14 protein-coding genes are annotated in these 19372 nt (G+C 41.1%); 3 read left to right on the forward strand and 11 right to left on the reverse strand.

What is annotated here, in order from left to right; all coding sequences use genetic code 11:
• Window positions 1–4: 4 nt before the first annotated feature.
• From HH214_RS07665 to HH214_RS07695, 7 genes are all read right to left on the reverse strand, one after another.
• Window positions 5–3130, reverse strand: coding sequence for a SusC/RagA family TonB-linked outer membrane protein (locus tag HH214_RS07665; RefSeq protein ID WP_169606762.1), 3126 nt, complete (start codon window positions 3128–3130; stop codon window positions 5–7).
• A gap of 377 nt (window positions 3131–3507) precedes the next feature.
• Entirely contained in the window at window positions 3508–4950 is a 1443-nt protein-coding gene (locus HH214_RS22265; protein ID WP_169606763.1) for a TolC family protein, read from the reverse strand.
• 11 nt (window positions 4951–4961) lie between these two features.
• Window positions 4962–8135 (reverse strand): efflux RND transporter permease subunit, encoded by a 3174-nt coding sequence (locus HH214_RS07675; RefSeq protein WP_315853199.1) that lies wholly within the window; start codon window positions 8133–8135, stop codon window positions 4962–4964.
• Window positions 8136–8203: 68 nt separating this feature from the next.
• Window positions 8204–9340 carry an efflux RND transporter periplasmic adaptor subunit gene (locus HH214_RS07680; protein ID WP_169606764.1) on the reverse strand — a complete coding sequence of 379 codons (1137 nt, stop codon included), beginning with the start codon at window positions 9338–9340 and terminating at the stop codon, window positions 8204–8206.
• A gap of 126 nt (window positions 9341–9466) precedes the next feature.
• Entirely contained in the window at window positions 9467–9862 is a 396-nt protein-coding gene (locus HH214_RS07685; protein ID WP_169606765.1) for a hypothetical protein, read from the reverse strand.
• A gap of 253 nt (window positions 9863–10115) precedes the next feature.
• Window positions 10116–10472, reverse strand: a complete 357-nt coding sequence (locus tag HH214_RS07690; protein WP_169606766.1) for an RNA recognition motif domain-containing protein — start codon at window positions 10470–10472, stop codon at window positions 10116–10118.
• A gap of 339 nt (window positions 10473–10811) precedes the next feature.
• Window positions 10812–11249, reverse strand: a complete 438-nt coding sequence (locus HH214_RS07695; RefSeq protein ID WP_169606767.1) for a hypothetical protein — start codon at window positions 11247–11249, stop codon at window positions 10812–10814.
• Between the two features lie 254 nt (window positions 11250–11503).
• Here HH214_RS07695 and pgi point away from each other — a divergent pair, with 254 nt between their 5' ends.
• Both pgi and HH214_RS07705 read left to right on the forward strand, forming a co-directional pair.
• Complete coding sequence (pgi, locus tag HH214_RS07700) at window positions 11504–13153, forward strand: glucose-6-phosphate isomerase (protein WP_169606768.1); 1650 nt, start codon at window positions 11504–11506, stop codon at window positions 13151–13153.
• Window positions 13154–13320: 167 nt separating this feature from the next.
• Window positions 13321–13629, forward strand: coding sequence for a hypothetical protein (locus tag HH214_RS07705; RefSeq protein ID WP_169606769.1), 309 nt, complete (start codon window positions 13321–13323; stop codon window positions 13627–13629).
• Window positions 13630–13719: 90 nt separating this feature from the next.
• Here the strand turns inward: HH214_RS07705 and HH214_RS07710 are convergent, their stop codons facing one another.
• The 4 genes from HH214_RS07710 to HH214_RS07725 all read right to left on the reverse strand — a co-directional run bounded on the left by HH214_RS07710 (window position 13720) and on the right by HH214_RS07725 (window position 17736).
• Window positions 13720–14787: a glutaminyl-peptide cyclotransferase gene (locus HH214_RS07710; RefSeq protein WP_169606770.1), complete on the reverse strand. Its 1068-nt coding sequence runs from the start codon at window positions 14785–14787 to the stop codon at window positions 13720–13722.
• Window positions 14788–14797: 10 nt separating this feature from the next.
• Entirely contained in the window at window positions 14798–15166 is a 369-nt protein-coding gene (locus HH214_RS07715) for a YraN family protein (protein WP_169606771.1), read from the reverse strand.
• A gap of 1 nt (window position 15167) precedes the next feature.
• Window positions 15168–17096, reverse strand: a complete 1929-nt coding sequence (dnaG, locus tag HH214_RS07720) for a DNA primase (RefSeq protein WP_169606772.1) — start codon at window positions 17094–17096, stop codon at window positions 15168–15170.
• 154 nt (window positions 17097–17250) lie between these two features.
• The gene (locus HH214_RS07725; protein WP_169606773.1) at window positions 17251–17736 is read right to left on the reverse strand and encodes a DUF6882 domain-containing protein; all 486 of its coding nucleotides are present in this window, start codon (window positions 17734–17736) and stop codon (window positions 17251–17253) included.
• A 145-nt stretch (window positions 17737–17881) separates the two neighbouring features.
• Between HH214_RS07725 and asnS the strand changes: the two genes are divergently transcribed.
• Entirely contained in the window at window positions 17882–19330 is a 1449-nt protein-coding gene (gene asnS / locus HH214_RS07730) for an asparagine--tRNA ligase (protein WP_169606774.1), read from the forward strand.
• The last annotated feature ends 42 nt before the right edge of the window (window positions 19331–19372 follow it).

Consider the following 19372-nt stretch of genomic DNA (forward strand, 5'->3'; position numbering starts at 1 on the left):
CTTATTATAATTTTACTCTTACCCCAAAAGAAATAGTGCGCGGTGTAGGCAAAGTACCATAATCAAAACCAGCAGCACCAGGCCCGCGGGTTGATGAGTTAGTACCATTTACATCGGGGTCAGCACCTGAATAATTAGTAATCATGAATACCTCAGTTGCGGTTACAAATACCCCGGCAGATTTGAATACCTTTTGTTTGGCCAATAGCTTTTGCGGAAAAGTATAATTCAAGGTAATATCTCGCAGACGCAACCAGTTGATGTTGTGTTCCACAAAATCAGATTCAATGGCGCTGCTATAATAAGTGCTTTGGTTGTATGGAGTGATTTGTATAGTATTAGCAGTAGGTGTAGCTGAGTTTTCATTGCCATCTTTCAACACGCCCGGAATAATAATTGGTGTTTGACGGTTAAGAGTACGGGTGCTTAAACCATAGCGGGTTAAGAATAATTCATTGCCATTAAATACGTCACCACCTTTTCGAATATCAAACAGGAACGACAAGTTGAAAGCTTTATAAGTAAAATTATTGCCAAAGCCAATATTAAATTTAGGCTGACGGTCGCCAACGGTAACGAAAGTAGCATTTGATATAGGCAAGCCGCTGCTTGGATCAACCAGTATTTGCCCTTGATTGTTACGCGCATAGGAGTAAGAAGCAATATTGCTTAAGCTACTGCCCGGAAAAAGACTGGCGCGAACGTTAGCGTAAATGTTCGTATCCGAATTATAATACTCAGGTAAGTTACCCAGGTTAATTACCTTACCACGGTTTAAGGTAAAGTTCACAAAGGTATTCCAACTAAAATTCTGGCCTACCACAGGCTTACCGGTTAATTGCATTTCTATACCTTTATTCTGTATCTCGCCGCCATTAACAAACTCCAGCACATATCCAGAACCATAGCTAATGCGAGGATCAAATATCTGGTCTGTAGCGCGATATTTATACAAGTTAATTTCTGCACCAATACGGCCATTAAAGAATTGCAGTTCAGCACCTAATTCCATTTGATAGTCCTTCTCAGCTTTTAAGTTGGGGTTGTTACCTGTAACATCATAAGCAAAGCCACCACCTGTAGTAGTTTGTTGTATTACACTTGACAAAATTTCATAAGGACGGTATGGGTCTTTACCAACGCCAGCGTATGAAAAGCGTACCTTACCAAAGGTTAACACTTTATTATTTTTAAGGCCTGGCAGCTCGGTAAAGTTAAAGCCAACACCTGCCGAAGGATAAAAATATCTATAGTTTGATGTTCCTCCTAAACGTGAGGAATAATCATTACGTCCACTGGCATTAAAGGTGAACATCTCTTTCCAAACGATGCTTAACCGTGCAATCTGAGCAATGCGTCGGCTTTCAAAGAAGTTGCTGGAGTTGCGTTGCGTGGTTGGGGTTGTATTATTAACGCTGTTAAAATCGGGCTGCAAAAACCGTTCACCATAATAACCATTAATTTGGTCGCGGTTATCATAAAGCTCCGTTCCGAGTGCAAGTGTAGTTCGAAAATCACCAAAGTTGTGCTTTAGTGTGGCAAAGAATGACCCATTTAGCAATAGGTTAGTATCGCTGTAGTTATCAATAATTCCCCCGCTGGAGATACCACTAGTAGAAGCAAAACTGTTTAATGCCGAATTTTGATAAGATGAGCTGTATTGACTCAATAGGTTGTTACCATTGGTGGTATAAAAATCAATACCCACCAATCCACGTAGATTTAACCATTTTGCCGGATCGTATGATAGATCAACATTGCCTAGCATACGGTTAGTTTTATCACGACTAATGTTTTTGTTGGCATCCCATAGGGGGTTATCAAAATCAACACTAGCATCAGAAACCACATTTGCTATACTGGGTGGCAGTAATAGCCTGCGGCTACCATCAGGGTTCAGGTAATTGCGCACATCATCATTAGTAGGCCAAGCTAAGGCATTAATATAAGTGCCTGAATTACCCTTGTTCAGCTTTCGGTTATCAATATTGAAGTAATTGAAGGTAGCGCTGCTGGTTAACTTAGGGGTAAGCTTGGCTGAACCGGCAAAACGTAATGAAAATTTATCGTTGTAAGCTACAGGTAATACTCCTCCGGTATGCCGGTACTCGGATGATATACGGTAACTGGCCGCATCAGTACCTGCTTCGAAAGCTAAATTGTGTTGTTGGCTGAAGCCGGTTTGGAAAATATTTTTCAGGTTGTTATAGGTGGGTGTTCCGGCAGCATAGGCAGGGCCAAAAGCCTGCCGGGTTAATGGGTTTGTATAACCGTTTGTACCCGGCCCAAAGGTACTTTGTATTTTAGGAAAACGATACGCATTAGAAAAGCTAAAATCATTATCGTAAGTCAAGGCGCCATTCCCACTTCTTCCCTTTTTAGTAGTAACTACAATAGCACCACCTGCTGCATCCGAACCATATACCGCAGCAGCATCAGCGCCTTTAAGTACAGTGATACTTTCAATATCGTCAGGGTTTAAATCAGCAATACGGTTGGTAAAGTCTTCGCGGCGGTTATCGCCGTTGGAGGTTAAGGCACTTTGACTTAATGCGTCATTGTTTACCCTTATACCATCAACCACAAATAACGGCTGATTGCTGTTACCAATAGAGGTAATACCACGTAAAACAATTGATGCCGATGCTCCAGGCTGGCCGCTGGTACTGGTTACATTAGCACCTGCTACACGGCCTTGCAAAGCATTCACAAAGTTTTCGCGCTGGGTGGCCTGCACATCGGCACCTTTTACCACCTGTACCGATGAAGTTAAATCACGCTTTTCCTGCCTTACCCCGAAGCCTGTTTGTACTACCACCTCTTTCAGGTTGGTAACATCGGGCTGCAGCTGAACATTAATTACATTATCTGCACCAATGGTACGCTCCACAGGCAAAGTGCCCACAAAGGTAAATACCAGTACCTGCCCGGCGTTGGCCTTGATGCTATACTGCCCCTGAATGCTGGTGGTTACGGCGGTAGTAGTACCTTTAACTTTCACCGTAACTCCTGGCAATGCATTATTGTCATCACTGCTGATTACTCTGCCGGTTATAGTTCGGGTTTGCGCAATTACTTGTGTAAAGCAGCAACAACTCACTAAAAGAAAAAAGAGTAGAAATCTCCTCATACATTTATTGTTAAAAGGTTAATAAAAAACTTATTACCCAAATAATTCTGCAGTGAGAATGATGGAGCATTTACTGCAATGCTGATTTAAGTGATAAGTACGGATGAAAATTAGAGTTTTTTGCTTCTACTTTAATAAATTGTTTTATAATTTTTACATAAAAGAAAATTTAATGCTTCATTCATAGCTTTATCACTATAAAAACTAATTTCCTTTGATTATATCAGGTAGCATTATAAAAGCAGCAGGCAGCTAAACCAGCTTATGTTTTTCAGATACATAAATTGGTTTAGCTGCCTGCTTTTTTTAAATAAATTGTGTTGCTTAATACAAGTATTAGAGTTATTTCTTACCGGATAAAAGCTTCAAAATATTAATTATCTTTTCCAGCCACCACCAACAGAACGGTACAAATTAACGGCACCTATAAAAATATTCTTCTTGGTATTCGCCAGTTCCAATTCGGCATCCAGCACATTACGTTGTGCAGTAATTACTTCCAGATAGTTAGCACGACCTACCAAATACAAATCATTAGCTACAGCCACTGCATTGTTTAAAGCCTGAACTTCCTGCTGTTTCTGATTATACATCTGGCTATAATTTTGTATGCTGTTCAAGCTGTTCATCACTTCTTGAAAGCTGGATAAAACTGTTTTTTGATAATTAAACAATGCTTCATTGCCTTGCGCTATAGTACGGGCATAATCAGCTTTTAGTAATCGCCGGTTAAATATAGGCGTTGTTAATCCACCTAAAACGCCATAGGCAAGTGAGCCTGAGTTGAACAACAAAGAAGTATTGAAAGCATTATAACCAATATATGGCGAAAGCGTTAACGCAGGAAAAAAGGCAGCATGTACCGCTTTAATATCGGCATTTAGAGCTTTCAATTCAAATTCCGCCTCCCTAATATCGGGCCGGTTAAGCAGCAATTGTGAAGGCACACCTGCTTTCAAAACCGCAGGTACTTTTAAGGTACTGATAGACGTATCGCGGTAAATAGGTTGTATGAACTTACCAGTCAAAAAATTAAGCTGGTTTTCAGTCTCGGTAATTTGCTGCAGGGTCTGATACTCTAAACCCTGCGTACGCTTCAACTGAGCTAAAAATTGCTGAACCGCTAACTCGGTAGCTCTACCCCCTAGCTTCTGAATTTTAACAATTTCCAGCGCATTACTTTGCAAAGCAATGTTTTTGCGAATGATGCTTAACTCATTATCTAAAGAAAGCAGTTGATAATAGTTGGTCGCTATTTGTGCCGTAAGAGCCGTAGTTACCATTTTATAACCACTTTGGCTAGCTAGAAAGCGATTAAAGGCCGCTTTTTTACGGCTCCGCAGTTTACCCCACAAATCTACCTCCCACGAGCTGCGAAAACCTAAAAAGTAATCGGGTGTATGGTTAGGTATATGCTGCTTGCCATTGATATTGGGCGATAGGTTGGTATCGTAATTACCAACGCCGTTCATGGTGTAATCACCATATTTTTCTAAGCCAGCATTGGCATTCAAATTAACCGAGGGTAATAATTGCAAGCCTGTATATTTTAGATTAGCGTTGGCAATTTCAATGCGCTGCAAGGCCATCCGAATGTCGGGGTTAGCTTTTAAGGCTGTATCAATCAATCTTACTAAATAAGCATCCGTAAAAAAGCTGGATATAGGTAAGGCAGCAATATTGGCCGTATCTGGCGAATTTTGGTAAGTGGCCGGCATATTCTCCGGAGGAGCAACGGTAACTGTTTTCAGATTACTACAGGCTGCCAGGAAAAGTATGCCGAATAAGATATATGAAAATTTAAACTTGTTTTTGAACATAAAAGTTGGCATTAATGAGAGGTAGAGTGCAGTTCGGCTTCGGGTTCATGTACAACAACCGGTACCACCTGCTTCTTTTTGGCAAGGCTTGAAAATATAAAGTACAAACCCGGAATAAGCAACAGCCCAAACAGAGTACCCAGCAACATCCCTCCTGCCGCTGCCGTACCAATAGAACGGTTTCCCATAGCGCCTGCACCACTGGCAATACATAGCGGTATCAGGCCGGCAATAAACGCGAACGAGGTCATCAGAATAGGGCGCAAACGAGATACGGCACCTTCCACTGCTGCTTTCAGCACGGTAGCACCTTCACGCTCGCGTTGCACGGCAAATTCTACAATCAAGATGGCGTTTTTACCCAGCAAACCTATCAGCATGACCAAGGCTACCTGAGCATAAATATTATTTTCTAGCCCAGTAATTTTCAAAAAGAAAAAGGCACCTAAAATACCGGTAGGCAAGGACAGGATTACGGCCAGCGGCAACAGCAAACTTTCATACTGGGCAGCCAGCAATAGATACACGAACACCAAACAAATAATAAAAATATAAATAGCCTGGTTACCCGATAAAATCTGTTCGCGCGTCATGCCCGACCATTCGAAAGCATAGCCTTTCGGCAGCTTTTCGGCAGCTACCCGTTTAATAGCAGCAATAGCATCACCACTGCTGTAACCCGGCGAGGCATCCCCATTAATCATGGCTGAGGTGTACATGTTGTAACGGGTTAACTGCTCTGGACCGTAAACCTGCTGCATTTTAATGAACGTTGAAAAAGGTACCATTTCGCCTTTATCGTTTTTCACATACAAACGTAGTACATCTTCAGGTTTAGACCGAAACTCAGGCGAAGCCTGCACCATTACCTTGTACATTTGTCCAAAACGTATAAAGTTGGAAGCATAATAGCTACCTACCAAAGCCTGCAAGGCCGACATGGCTTTATCAATCGTAATTCCCTTCTTGGCGGCCATTTGTTGGTCAACCTGAATTAAATATTGCGGAAAGTTAGGGTCGAAACTGGAAAAAGCATTGGAGACTTCGGGCGCTTGATTTAACGCCTGAATAAAGCCATTAGATACTTCACCGGTTTGCTGCAAATTTCCAGACCCGGTACGATCCAGCAATTGGATTTCAAAACCACTAGAGTTACCAAAACCGGGAACTGTAGGCGGTGGAAAATACTGAATAGTAGCATCAGCAATGTTCTTGGTTTTATTACGCAGTTCGTCTATAACCTCCTCCAACGACTCTTTACGCTCGTCCCAAGGCTTTAAGTTCACCATGGCCATACCATAGGAAGCACCAGCCACATCGTTTACCAAACTATAGCCCGACAAAGTAGATATAGACTCAATTGCTTCTATACTTTTAGTTTGCCGCTGTACTTCACGCAGTACTTCTTCGGTACGTTCTACTGTAGCGCCTACCGGTGTAGTTACGTTTACGTAAATCATACCCTGATCTTCCGTTGGTATAAATCCGGTAGGCAGTACAGTACTTAACCCCCAGGTAGCTGCAAAAAATAGCAGCAAGGCAGCTATAGTAATCAGCCTACGTCCGGCCACTTTCGAAATCAGGCCAGAATAACGATTAGAAACCGCATCATATCTTTTGTTAAAGCCAGTAAAAAAGCGGTCTACTAATCCTTTTTTACCTTCGGCAGATTGATGCTTTAATAAAATAGCACATAATGCTGGTGTAAGAGTTACCGCATTGATGCCCGAAATAACAATGGCAATAGCCATGGTAAGCGAAAACTGACGGTAAAATACTCCTACCGGACCTGACATAAACGCTACCGGCACAAACACGGCAGACATCACCAAAGTGATAGCTACAATGGCTCCGCTTATCTCTTTCATAGCACTTAGGGTAGCTTCCATCGGGCTTAAATGTTCTTCAGACATTTTTACGTGCACAGCCTCGACCACGACGATGGCATTATCAACCACTATACCGATAGAAAGCACCAGCGCAAACAGCGTAAGCAGGTTAATGGAAAAACCTAACAGCTGCATAAAAAACAAAGTACCCACCAACGCCACAGGTACTGCCAGTGCCGGGATAAGCGTTGACCGTAAATCTTGCAAGAACAGATATACCACAATAAATACCAGCACGAATGCTTCTACCAGCGTACGGAGTACCTCATGAATGGAAGCATCCAAAAAGCGTGAAACATCATAGTTGATATTATACGTCATGCCAGTCGGGAACGATGTCTGCTTCAGCTCGGCCATACGCTTTTTAATGTTGGCAATTACATCGCTGGCGTTAGATCCTGGTCGTTGCTTAATCATGATGGAAGCCGATGGTTGCCCATCGGTTTTGGATACCATGCCGTAGGTAAGTGAACCAAACTCAATGTTAGCTACTTCCTTCAGCTTTAATACCGTACCACTTTCATCAGCCCGGATGACAATATTTTCATACTGCTTAGGCTCAAAAAACTTACCCGGATAGCGTAGCACATACTGCAGCATTTGCGGTGCCTGATCAGAACTCTGACCAGTTTTACCTGGCGCAGCTTCCACGTTTTGATTACGGATAGCTTGTATTACATCATCGGTTGATACATGATAAGCCATCATGCGGTCGGGCTTGAGCCATACACGCATGGCATACTCCTTAGCTCCCATAATTTCGGCGCGGCCTACGCCATCAATTCGCTTCAACTCTTGCAGTACATTGATGTCGGTAAAGTTGTAGATGAATTTTTCATCCATGCTTTTATCTGTACTCATTACGTTCAGATACATCAGCATACTATTTACCTCTTTTTCGGTGGTTACACCGGCTTTAATTACCTCTTCAGGCAACTCATCAATTACGGTAGAAACCCGGTTTTGCACGTTAACGGCAGCCTGATCGGGGTTAATACCTACATTGAAATAAATTTGGATAATGGTAAGTCCGTCATTACTACACACGGTCGACATGTAGGTCATACCGGGCACACCATTAATAGCTCTTTCTAACGGTGTAGCTACGGCTTTAGCACAAACTTCGGCATTGGCCCCGGTGTAATTGGCGGTAACTGTAACCGATGGTGGTACAATATCAGGAAACTGAGTTACCGGCAGGGTAAATAAGGCTAATACCCCAGTAACGTTATAATTAACGAGATAACCAGCGACAAAACCGGTCGCTTGATAAACACATTGAACATAGGATTTCAAGGTTTTAAAATATCAGATAATAGCTGCCAGGCAAACCAGCAGCCTATATAGTGGTAACCCTATTCAGCTTAGGGTTTAGCAGCAAAAATTAGGGCGCTTTTTACAGGTATGGGTTTAATCACCATACCATTATGTGCATTTTGCGTGCCTTCAAACAAGATTTTGCTGCCTGCCTGTAAACCTTCTTTTACAATATAGTATTGTGAAAAACGGGTAAGCGGCGTAAAGCTTTGCATATGCAGCTTATTGGCTTTATCAACCAGGTACACATAGCTTTTATCCTGTATTTCAAAAACTGATTTTTGAGGTACCATCAAGGCGTTATCCATTGCCGACGAGATGTATATTTTGCCACTGGCGCCATGACGCAGCAAACCATGCGGGTTCGGGAACTTAGCTCGTAAATCGATAGAACCGGTGTTCTGCTCAATTTCACCTTCAATAGTTTCAATGGTACCAGCATGTGCATAGCTGCTGCCATCAGATAGCACCAGCTTTACAGTATTACTTTCATTAAGCTTGTCATTGTTTTTAGCTCGTTGGTAGCGCAGATATTCATTTTCGGGAAAGCTGAAGTAGGCATAAACCGAACTAATATCTGATATGCTGGTCAGCAACGTACCTTCATCAATCAGGCTACCCGCTTTTAACGGAATGCGGTCAATAATACCATCAAACGGTGCTTTAATAATAGTATAAGCAATATGATTTTGTGCATTCTGCACATTGGCACGTTCTTCGGCAATAGTAGCCTGCTCAGCCTTGAACTTAGATTTAGCTACTTCCAGTTCTGAAGGAGATATTACATTTTTATCTACCAGCATTTTTACGCGGTCAACCTCCAGCCGGGTGGCTACAGCATCGGCCTCGGCATTGCTGAGTGCCGCTTTCGCTTTAGATAGAGCTACACGATATTCTTCATCGTTAAGCTTGAATAGCACCTGCCCTTTATGAACAGGTTTGCCTTCATCTATAAATATTTTCTCGAGAAAGCCTTTAAGTCTTGAACGTACCTCTACATTACGCTGGGCTTGTATATCGGCCACATAAGCAGTTTGTAATACAGTATCCTTTGCATTTAATGTAATTACTGGCAGTTGCAAAGTATCCTGACCAGATTTTTTATGATTATTAGATGAGCAGCCGGCTACCAAACATAATATAATTATGCCTAGCCAACTATTCGCACGCAATAGTTTGAACATGTTTGTACAAGTATTCTTAGAAATGAATTTGAATGCGCTGCAAAAAATTACATGCAGGCATAAGGGCACTTGGCCATTCAATGGCTCAATACCTAAATTTTTAAATAAAGAGTAAGAATACTTGCCTTAGAAAGGACTGAGCCGGAACAGGAAATTATAGTAAGCCGGTAATAAGGCTACGCCGATGGAGTAATGATTGGGCTGCTTTTTTACGGGCCTTTTTATAAATGCAAAAAGCAGGTATAAAATAGGTATAGCTAAAAATACGCTTACACTATTTACCCTAGTATGTATGTACCGGCGCTGAAACTTTATTTTATGTGTTTTTTGGGCAGAAACACCATCATCATTAGCTACAAACTGCAAAATACAATCGGCCCAGGTATTGATAGCCAAGCATGAAGACACGGCATCGCTACCGTTGGTTTCATCGGTATGATCAAAAGGATTACTTGCGTGAAAATAAGTAATCGCATTTATCAGCCATAAAGATAGAACAATATGAAGCCACTTCTTCCACATGCTTAACTGCAAAGTTAGTTGTTTTCGGGAACAATGAGTGGCATAATTTGAAATTTGAGTAGTCTATTTGAAATAATTCTTCTCAGAGCATTAAGCAGGTACTTTGCTATAAGTTCTTTATCTGAACCATATCCAAAACTTTTTAATAACCACCCATTATTGCAAAAGGAGTAAAATATGATTTACTCCCTCACCCCATTTATACCTTGAACAAGCTATACTAAAGCCAGCACTTTGTTAGTAGTACAAACGCTTAAACTGCTCTTCGCGGCCGTTTTATTCTTTGGTTAGCAGATGATGGAGCAGAAGAAGGCTTCGCATTGTTAGATTTGGGCGCGTAAGAACGTGGGCTTTGAGTTGGCTTGGCATTCTCTTCCGCAAACTTGACGGTTAAGCTTCGGTCGCCCATCGGCATATCGTGCAAACCAGCAACTGCATTTCGGGCATCCTGCTCACTTACCATTTCAATGAAAGCATAACCTTTACAAATGCGGGTTTTACGATCGCAAACCAGTTTAAGAGTGCTTATATCTCCAAAAGGATAAAATAATTTAGCTAATTCAATTTCAGTTATATCGAGCGGAAAACCGCCTACAAAGAGTTTTACCATTGTTCAAGTTGATTATAGACAAGCGAGTTTTAACCTGCACTAATTTAATCATTCATAATATAATTCAACTCAAACGGCAGCCCTAATCAAATATTACAGCGTATAACTAATAGTTTTGCAAAATATTTTACTCCTGACTGTAAAGCAACAATTTAGTTTTTTGAAAGCAATGAAGGCCACTACTGTATTAAACTAAATTTTAATCTCTTGATTTGAGTTATACCTGTTTATTAAACTTAAGCACTTGTTTTTTAACGGAATTAGAGACTATAGGTATGTTAAAATAAAAAAGGCTTGTTTGGTTAAAACAAGCCTTTTCATATTGTCTGCAAAAGATGCTTATGCAATCATCAACTGGTTTACCAGTCCGCTTAAATCGGCACGGTTGCCGTTTAATTGAGAAAGCATAGTACCTAAAGCAAATTCTTTATGCTGCTGGCTGTTGGATTGCTGCACCAGTTGTTTCATAACTGGTGGAATTAACGATACTGCAGCTGCATGGGCCGAAGCCATATCAATGTTGTAATATTTATTAAGCTTGTTCGCAAACTTATTAGTAATACTCGTTATCAAACCCTCATTGTACGTGTGCGAAAATTTGAAAAAGCGAATTAAATCATTAATACGACCCGTTTCCATTTGCGATTTTAACACTTCAATAATAGAACTTGAAGCTTCATTAATCACAGATTCACGTGAGTTAGCAGGGATTGCTGGATTGTTTATAACAGCCGCTGCGGCGTTATTTTTAACAAGCATAAAAAGTTTCTCAAACATAGCTTTAATTTTTAGCAGACATGAATAAAATTGGTGCAATACTGTTTTAAGTGTCAGTTATACAAATATAAATATAAATTTAAAATTCCAAAATTTAATACAATATATTTTAAGAAGTTTATAAACTTATGGTGCATTTATTACACACATTTCATAAAGTGTAGGTTTAACACTTTATATCTCGGAATATTGTAAAATTTGTGAATGGTAAAAGCAAACAATTGGTTTACCTTTGGAGTAGTAATTGTACAATTATGCTGCCAAACATCGATTTTACCACCACCCAGGCCTATCAGTATCTAACTGATTACTTTAGTGAGATAGAACCTCAACAATTAAAAGACCTATTCATATCTGATAGCCAACGCTTTAGTAAGTTTTCTATCCAGTTTGAAGACTTCCTGTTTGATTATTCTAAGAACCGGGTAGATGATAAGGTTATAGCTTTATTAGTACAGCTAGCTAAGGAGTGTAGGTTAAACGATGCAATAGAAGCGATGTTTAACGGTGAAGCTATTAACGTTACTGAAAACCGCCCAGTACTACACACCACCCTGCGTAACCAAAGCAATGAGCCGGTATATGTTGAAGGCAAAGACGTAATGCCTGAAGTAAATGCAGTATTGCAGCAGATGAAAACCTTCAGCGAAGCTGTAATTAGCGGTGAGTGGAAAGGCTACACCGGCAAACCCATTACCGATGTAGTAAACATAGGCATCGGCGGGTCTGACCTGGGGCCAGTAATGGTTACGGAGGCTTTAAAAGCTTATAAAACCCGACTGAACCTGCATTTTGTGTCTAACGTAGATGGTACGCACATTGCCGAAACTTTGCGTTGGGTAAATGCAGAAACTACGCTGTTCCTGATTGCCTCTAAAACCTTTACTACACAAGAAACTATGGCCAATGCCCATAGTGCCCGCCAATGGTTTTTAGATAGCGGCGCACAGGAAGCTGATATTGCCAAACATTTTGCCGCTTTATCCACCAACTCGGCTGCCGTAGCCAAGTTCGGTATTGATACTCAAAATATGTTTGTATTCTGGGATTGGGTAGGCGGCCGTTACTCCTTATGGAGCGCTATCGGTTTATCTATCGCCTTAGGCATTGGCTTTGATAATTTTGAACATTTACTGGGTGGCGCTCATGCCATGGATCAACACTTCCGTAATACAGATTTTGAACAAAACTTGCCGGTAATTGCTGCTTTGTTGGGTATTTGGTATAATAACTTCTTCGGTGCCGAAAGCCAAGCTATTTTGCCTTACGACCAGTATATGCATCGGTTTGCTGCTTATTTTCAGCAAGGAGATATGGAAAGTAACGGCAAATATGTAGACCGTAATGGCGAAGTAGTAGATTACCAAACTGGCCCAATTATTTGGGGCGAACCAGGCACTAACGGCCAACATGCTTTTTACCAACTGATACACCAAGGTACTAAATTGATTCCATGTGATTTTATTGCACCCGCACAAACTCACAATCCTGTAGGCGAACACCATACTTTGCTGCTATCTAACTTCTTTGCGCAAACTGAAGCTTTAATGAACGGCAAAACTTATGAGGAGGCTGCTGCAGAACTTAAAGCTGCCGGAAAAAGCCCGGAAGAAATTGAAAAGCTAGCACCATTTAAAGTATTTGAAGGCAACAGACCAACCAACTCTATTCTGGCTAAAAAGATTACCCCAAGAGTATTAGGTTCGCTGGTAGCAATGTACGAGCATAAGATATTTGTACAAGGCATTATCTGGAACATCTACAGTTTCGACCAATGGGGTGTAGAGCTAGGCAAGCAACTGGCCGGCAAAATTCTGCCTGAGTTGAGAACTGAAGATAAAATCACCTCACATGATTCATCGACCAATGGCTTGATTAACCAGTATAAGGCTTGGAGAAGCTAATTTGCAAACCCGCATAAATGAAATGTTTTATCAGCAAAAAGAAAGCAAGTTGAAATTCAACTTGCTTTCTTTTTATAGGTATAAGGTATAATCTAAAATTCAAAATTAGACTAAACCTTTGCCTCAGTAAAACATCTTACCTGTATCACCTTTAATCCTTTTCAACCATGACCAAACCTATTAAAACTTTACTAACTTTTGTACTCGCCTCTGTACTGACATCTTGCGCAACTTTAAAAGGCGTTGACCTGACAGCCATAAAAATAGGCATGAGTAAAACCGAAGTACAAGCGGCACTCAAGAAAAAGCCTGACAATATTGTTGCAGCTAAACATTATACCGATCCGGAAACTATTATTGAAGTAGTGCAATACACAGGCGCTGGTCAAACTAGAACCTATTACTTATACTTTGTGAATGACAAGTTGGATAAATGGCATGAAGTAGGGCCCAATGAAGGCAGACCTATTATCTAATCAATCAGTGATACTGTTTGCACGTTATTGATAAACAATACGCAAACAGTACCACTGATTGATTAACAGCAATCTGCTGGTATCAAAATTTTATTTATTAGTAAACTTCACCTGATACAAGTGCGGCCACTTTTTGCCGGTAATAAATAGGCGCTTGCCGGCAGCATCCCACGCAATACCGTTTAACACATCAGCACCTGGTGATTGTTCACGTTCGCTTTGCGGATATAATTTACTCAAATCTATCCGCTGCATTACAGCGCCGGTTTTCGGATTGATCACTACTATTGCATCTGACTGGTAGATATTGGCATAAATTTTACCATCAATGTATTCCAGTTCATTAATCTGATTAATGGGGCCTTTATCATCATAAACATCCACATAGCCAGTTGCACGATAGGTGTCCTTATCTAGAAACCACAAGCGATTGGTGCTATCATCCATATACAGGCGCTTGCCATCAAAACACATACCCCAACCTTCAGCTCCTACATTATTGGTAAAAGTGTTCAATAACTTAAAAGTATTCTTGTCATACACATAGCCAATCTTTTCGGTATAAGTAAGCTGAATAATTTTATTGCCTACAATAGAAATTCCCTCAGCAAAAACCTCCGGAGCAACATCAGCTTTTTGTACCACTTTACCGGTAGCCAAATCTGTTTTGCGCAAACTCGACCTACCTTCGCCTTCGCTAAGCCGGCCGCCATCACTTTCATATAAATAATCATCCTGGTACAGCAAACCTTCAGTATAACTGCTGGTATCATGCGGGAACACCTTTTCTACCTGGTAAGTCAGTTCTTCAGGTGCTTTGGCAGCCAGCAGATTAAAATTGGTGCTTACCTCCTGCACTTGCCCCCCCTGATAAACTTTAGCAGTAACCACCCTTGGGCCTAAAGGCATCGTATCAGTAGCAATACTGATAGCAGATAAATCTTTTTTGGTTTCAATCTTTACCGAATCTAATTGGTAAACTACCGAATCTGCTTTGCCATCAGCCACGTTGCTTAACTTTACAGTTACTTTATCACCTTGCTTGTAAGTGGTGCCTGCTTCCGGGCTTAAAGTAGCTTCACTAGTCTGATCTTTTTGTTTACAACTATAAGCCAGCAGCAGCAGGGCTGCTCCTGCGGTTAGTATCTTATTTTTCATTTATTCAATTTTAATCGGCCGAAGGCCAGAAGGCATCTTCAATATGCTTTAGGGTATAACTGCCATCCTGCCGAAATCGTATCGCAATAATATCAAAACGCACTTCGCCTTGGTGGTTCATCAGGTAAATATATTCGTCGGCAGCTTGGGCCAACAGCTTTTGCTTGCGATTATCTACAAAATCTTCAGGTTCGCCAAAGCTGTTGCTAGTACGGGCTTTTACCTCGGTAAATATAATCACTTGATTCTTATACACAATCAGGTCAACTTCGGCTTTACCAAACGTCCAGTTTTCATCCAGTATTTCATAACCTGATTTTTCCAGATAGGTTTTGGCCAGCTCCTCCCCTTGTCGGCCTAGTTCATTATGTCGGGCCATCTTATCTTAAAATAACCGAACCCAGATAGTCGGATATATGCTTTTCAATCTTTTTCATTTGCTGATACTGCATCATAATCATGTCCTGATCGGTAGCATTCTGCGCATTTTGTAAATCAGCCTGTAACTTTTCCAATATCTGGCTTACTTTCTGCTTTTTTAAATGGAAAATAGCACCCAGTATAGTTGCCTTCATATTACCCTGCTCATCATGCACCATAATGCGGTGCATGTTATACCAGTTTTCGCTTAATACATATTTAGTAGCCAGCATATCTACCGCTAAATCCACAATCTGCTTGTCCGGATAGTGGATGAAAAATTGTTCACCAGGCAATACGCCATTTTCAACTTCCTTCTTGTAAATGTCTACAAAGGCTTTACAAGCAGGCTGCTCAAACTCCACATCACTTAGTTCGGCAATCATAAACGGACCAATGTAAGTATTGGCAATATTATCCCAGTTGATGATTTGATTACCGTAAATAAGCAACAACCGCACAATCTCGCGCTCCTGGTTGGTGCTTTTTTCAGATGCATTCGATTTAACTGGCTCGTCTGCCCATAGGTCGGCTGGCGGTTCTTCAACAGGCATCGGCTCCGGCTGCTTACCGTCTTTTTTACTCTTAGCCAGCCGCATTTTATTCAACTCCGACAAGAGTATCCGTTCATCAATCTGTAACTGCTGGCTACATTCACGCACGAACACCGATTGTTTGATAGAATCCGGTATGCGGGCAATGCTTTCTACAATTTCGCGAATAACGTTGGCCCGCTGTATGGGGTCGTTACCAGCTTCCTTAAGCAGAATGCTGGTTTTATACAGAATGAAATCTTTCCGATTTTGATCGATGTAGGTTTTAAAGGCACTGCTGCCTACCTGCCGTACATACGAGTCAGGGTCGTGCCCATCAGGAAACAATACCACTTTTACATTCAGGCCTTCTTCCAGAATTAAATCCAGCCCGCGCAAAGAAGCTTTGATACCTGCCGCATCACCATCATACAAAATGGTGATGTTTTTGGTAAAGCGGCCAATCAGCCTGATTTGTTCTACCGTTAACGAGGTACCCGACGAAGCCACCACATTCTCGATACCTGCCTGATGTACCGAAAGCACGTCAGCATACCCTTCTACCAGATAACAGTTATCCTCATCCCGAATAGCTTTCTTGGCAAAAAACAGCCCATACAGTACGTTGGATTTATGATAGATTTCCGACTCGGGCGAGTTTACGTATTTGGGTACGTTCTTATCCGTTTTTAGCGTACGCCCCCCAAAGGCAATCACCCGGCCGGTAAAACCATGTATCGGGAACATGACCCGGCCCCGCCAACGGTCGTACAAAGTGCCGTTATCACGTTTTATAGATAAGCCAGTTTCTTCCAGTAATTCCGGCTTATACTTTTTGTTGATAGCTGTGCCGGTAAAAGCTTCCCAATGATCGGGCGAATAACCCAACTCAAATTTCTTAATGATTTCGGTAGTAAAACCGCGCTCCTTGAAATAGCTTAAACCGATGTTTTTACCTTCGGCAGTATCCCACATGGTTTCCTGAAAAAACTTGGCAGCGTAGTTAGTTACCAACAGCATGCTTTCCCTGTGATTTTCTGCCTCAGCGTTTTCAGGCTTATCACGAAGTTCTTCTACCTCAATGTTATACTTTTTAGCCAGCCATTTCAACGCTTCAGGGTAGCTGTATTTCTCATGCTCCATTAAAAAGGTAACCGCCGAACCGCCTTTACCCGTAGAAAAGTCTTTGAAAATACCTTTAGCTGGTGATACCGTAAACGACGGCGTTTTCTCGTTAGCAAAAGGCGACAAACCAATGTAGTTGGCACCCCGCTTTTTCAGTTGTACAAAATCACCGATCACCTCCACAATGTCGGTGGCTTCCATAATGCGGTCGATGGTAGATTTGGTAATCATGATTGAGCAGCAAAAGTACGCAAATACTAAAAGCCATGCTTTTATTTAAACATGAAGTTAGGTAAGATGATTGATTGAGAGTCTGGAGAACTTTCAACAGGTTATTAACATTTATTAAATTTCCTTACCTTGAAAACTCTTATCATAACTTATCTTAGTCAATTATATTTTTGAAAAGCATGAAAGAGATTGTGTTCTCAAGTGGCACTCTGTACGCACCCTTTGCTTTTATAAGGTAAGCAGCAATAGCTGTCATCTCCCAACCATCATACTCATCTGCATACCATTTCTCTTTGGTTAGTGCTTTAATGTTATTTTCTATACCATATTCCTTTACAGCTAAAATTGCCATTTTAACTTTTTCATCAATATGTGGATTTGCCCATGACCAAAGCCATGTGTTACTTATCTTCGAAATAGTTCCAACCTCTTCATAATCTATCTTTAATTTAACCATTCCATTATCTGAAAAAGTTAGAACTCCAGCACCTTGATCGTAGTACCAGCTCTCATAGCCTGTTAACCCATATTTCTGTTGAACAATTTCCTGTTGCTCAAACATATATGTGTAAGCTTTTTTACTTAAAGATTCAAACTCATTCGTTTTAATGGGCTGAACCCATTCACTAATCTTTTCCATACAAGCTCTATATACTATATTTATTAAACAATGTTAAACATTAATAAAACAACTTGCTGCTCCTCTCTAATAACTCTTCTTAAATTCAATTAATGGTCTAAATATTTAAATAATTGTATTTTTGCCGCTTTAAAAACTATTGTATATGAGTGATCGGATAAAAATTAAAGCATTACTGCAAACCACACCGACTGAACAACAAGTAAACGTGAAAGGCTGGGTACGTACCTTTCGTAATAATCAGTTTATTGCTTTAAATGATGGCTCCACCAATAGCAACCTGCAAATTGTAGTTGATTTTGAAAATACCGATGCAGCTATACTTAAACGCATTACCACTGGTGCTGCCCTGAGTGTAACCGGTACGCTGGTAGCCTCGTTAGGTAAAGGCCAAACGGTTGAAGTAAAAGCTACCCAAATAGAAATACTAGGCGACAGCGATCCGGAGAAGTACCCGCTGCAACCTAAAAAACACAGCTTAGAGTTTTTGCGCGAAATTGCGCACCTGCGTTTCCGAACCAACACGTTTGGTGCTGTATTCCGTGTACGCAACAGCCTGGCTTTTGCCGTGCACCAGTTTTTTCAGGAACGGGGTTTTGTGTACTTGCATACCCCGGTAATTACCGCTTCAGATGCGGAAGGTGCTGGTGAAGCCTTTAAGGTAACCAACTTGGATTTGAACAATCCACCAAAAACAGAAACCGGAGAAATAGATTTTAAACAAGACTTCTTTGGCCGGGCTACCAACCTGACGGTATCTGGTCAATTGGAAGGCGAACTGGGTGCTATGGCCTTAAGTGATATCTACACCTTTGGTCCTACTTTCCGTGCAGAAAATTCGAACACGACACGACACTTAGCTGAGTTCTGGATGATTGAGCCTGAAATGGCTTTTTACGATCTGGATGATAATATGGATTTGGCTGAAGGATTACTGAAATATGTAATCAAATACGCTTTAGAACACAACCGTGAAGATATTGAGTTTTTAAGCCAGCGTTTGCAGGAAGAAGAAAAGAGCAAGCCACAGCAAGAACGCTCAGACATGAGTTTGCTGGAGAAGCTGGAGTTTTGCTTGAACAACGATTTTGAACGTTTGACTTATACTGAAGCTATTGAAATTCTAAAAAACTCAACTCAAAATAAAAAGAAGAAGTTCCAGTTTTTGATTGAAGAATGGGGTGCTGATTTACAATCAGAGCACGAACGCTACCTGGTTGAAAAGCACTTTAAAAAACCAGTAATCCTGACCGATTATCCAAAAGCTATCAAAGCTTTCTACATGCGCCAAAACGAGCAGGATGCAAATGGGCATGAAACTGTACGTGCAATGGACATACTGTTCCCAGGCATTGGTGAAATTGTAGGCGGCTCACAACGTGAAGAACGTTTAGATAAGCTGGAACAACGTATGGATGAAATGGGCATTCCGAAAGAAGAATTATGGTGGTATTTGGATACTCGCCGCTTTGGTGCCTGTCCGCATTCGGGCTTTGGTTTAGGCTTTGAACGTTTGGTACTATTTGTAACCGGCATGGGTAACATCCGCGATGTGATTCCGTTCCCACGCTTTCCAAAAAACGCAGAGTTTTAATAACATTAATCCTTATAAAAAAACGCCATTGCTAAAGTTTAG

The organism is Mucilaginibacter robiniae (assembly GCF_012849215.1).
GTDB lineage: Bacteria > Bacteroidota > Bacteroidia > Sphingobacteriales > Sphingobacteriaceae > Mucilaginibacter > Mucilaginibacter robiniae.

Coding starts and splice junctions, on each gene's coding strand:
- HH214_RS07705 (WP_169606769.1), top strand. CDS start 13,321: ATGACCAAACCTATTAAAACTTTACTAACTTTTGTACTCGCCTCTGTA.
- dnaG (WP_169606772.1), bottom strand. CDS start 17,096: ATGATTACCAAATCTACCATCGACCGCATTATGGAAGCCACCGACATT.
- HH214_RS07685 (WP_169606765.1), bottom strand. CDS start 9,862: ATGTGGAAGAAGTGGCTTCATATTGTTCTATCTTTATGGCTGATAAAT.
- pgi (WP_169606768.1), top strand. CDS start 11,504: ATGCTGCCAAACATCGATTTTACCACCACCCAGGCCTATCAGTATCTA.
- HH214_RS07665 (WP_169606762.1), bottom strand. CDS start 3,130: ATGAGGAGATTTCTACTCTTTTTTCTTTTAGTGAGTTGTTGCTGCTTT.
- HH214_RS07725 (WP_169606773.1), bottom strand. CDS start 17,736: ATGGAAAAGATTAGTGAATGGGTTCAGCCCATTAAAACGAATGAGTTT.
- HH214_RS07690 (WP_169606766.1), bottom strand. CDS start 10,472: ATGGTAAAACTCTTTGTAGGCGGTTTTCCGCTCGATATAACTGAAATT.
- HH214_RS07680 (WP_169606764.1), bottom strand. CDS start 9,340: ATGTTCAAACTATTGCGTGCGAATAGTTGGCTAGGCATAATTATATTA.
- HH214_RS07715 (WP_169606771.1), bottom strand. CDS start 15,166: ATGGCCCGACATAATGAACTAGGCCGACAAGGGGAGGAGCTGGCCAAA.
- asnS (WP_169606774.1), top strand. CDS start 17,882: ATGAGTGATCGGATAAAAATTAAAGCATTACTGCAAACCACACCGACT.
- HH214_RS22265 (WP_169606763.1), bottom strand. CDS start 4,950: ATGTTCAAAAACAAGTTTAAATTTTCATATATCTTATTCGGCATACTT.
- HH214_RS07710 (WP_169606770.1), bottom strand. CDS start 14,787: ATGAAAAATAAGATACTAACCGCAGGAGCAGCCCTGCTGCTGCTGGCT.
- HH214_RS07695 (WP_169606767.1), bottom strand. CDS start 11,249: ATGTTTGAGAAACTTTTTATGCTTGTTAAAAATAACGCCGCAGCGGCT.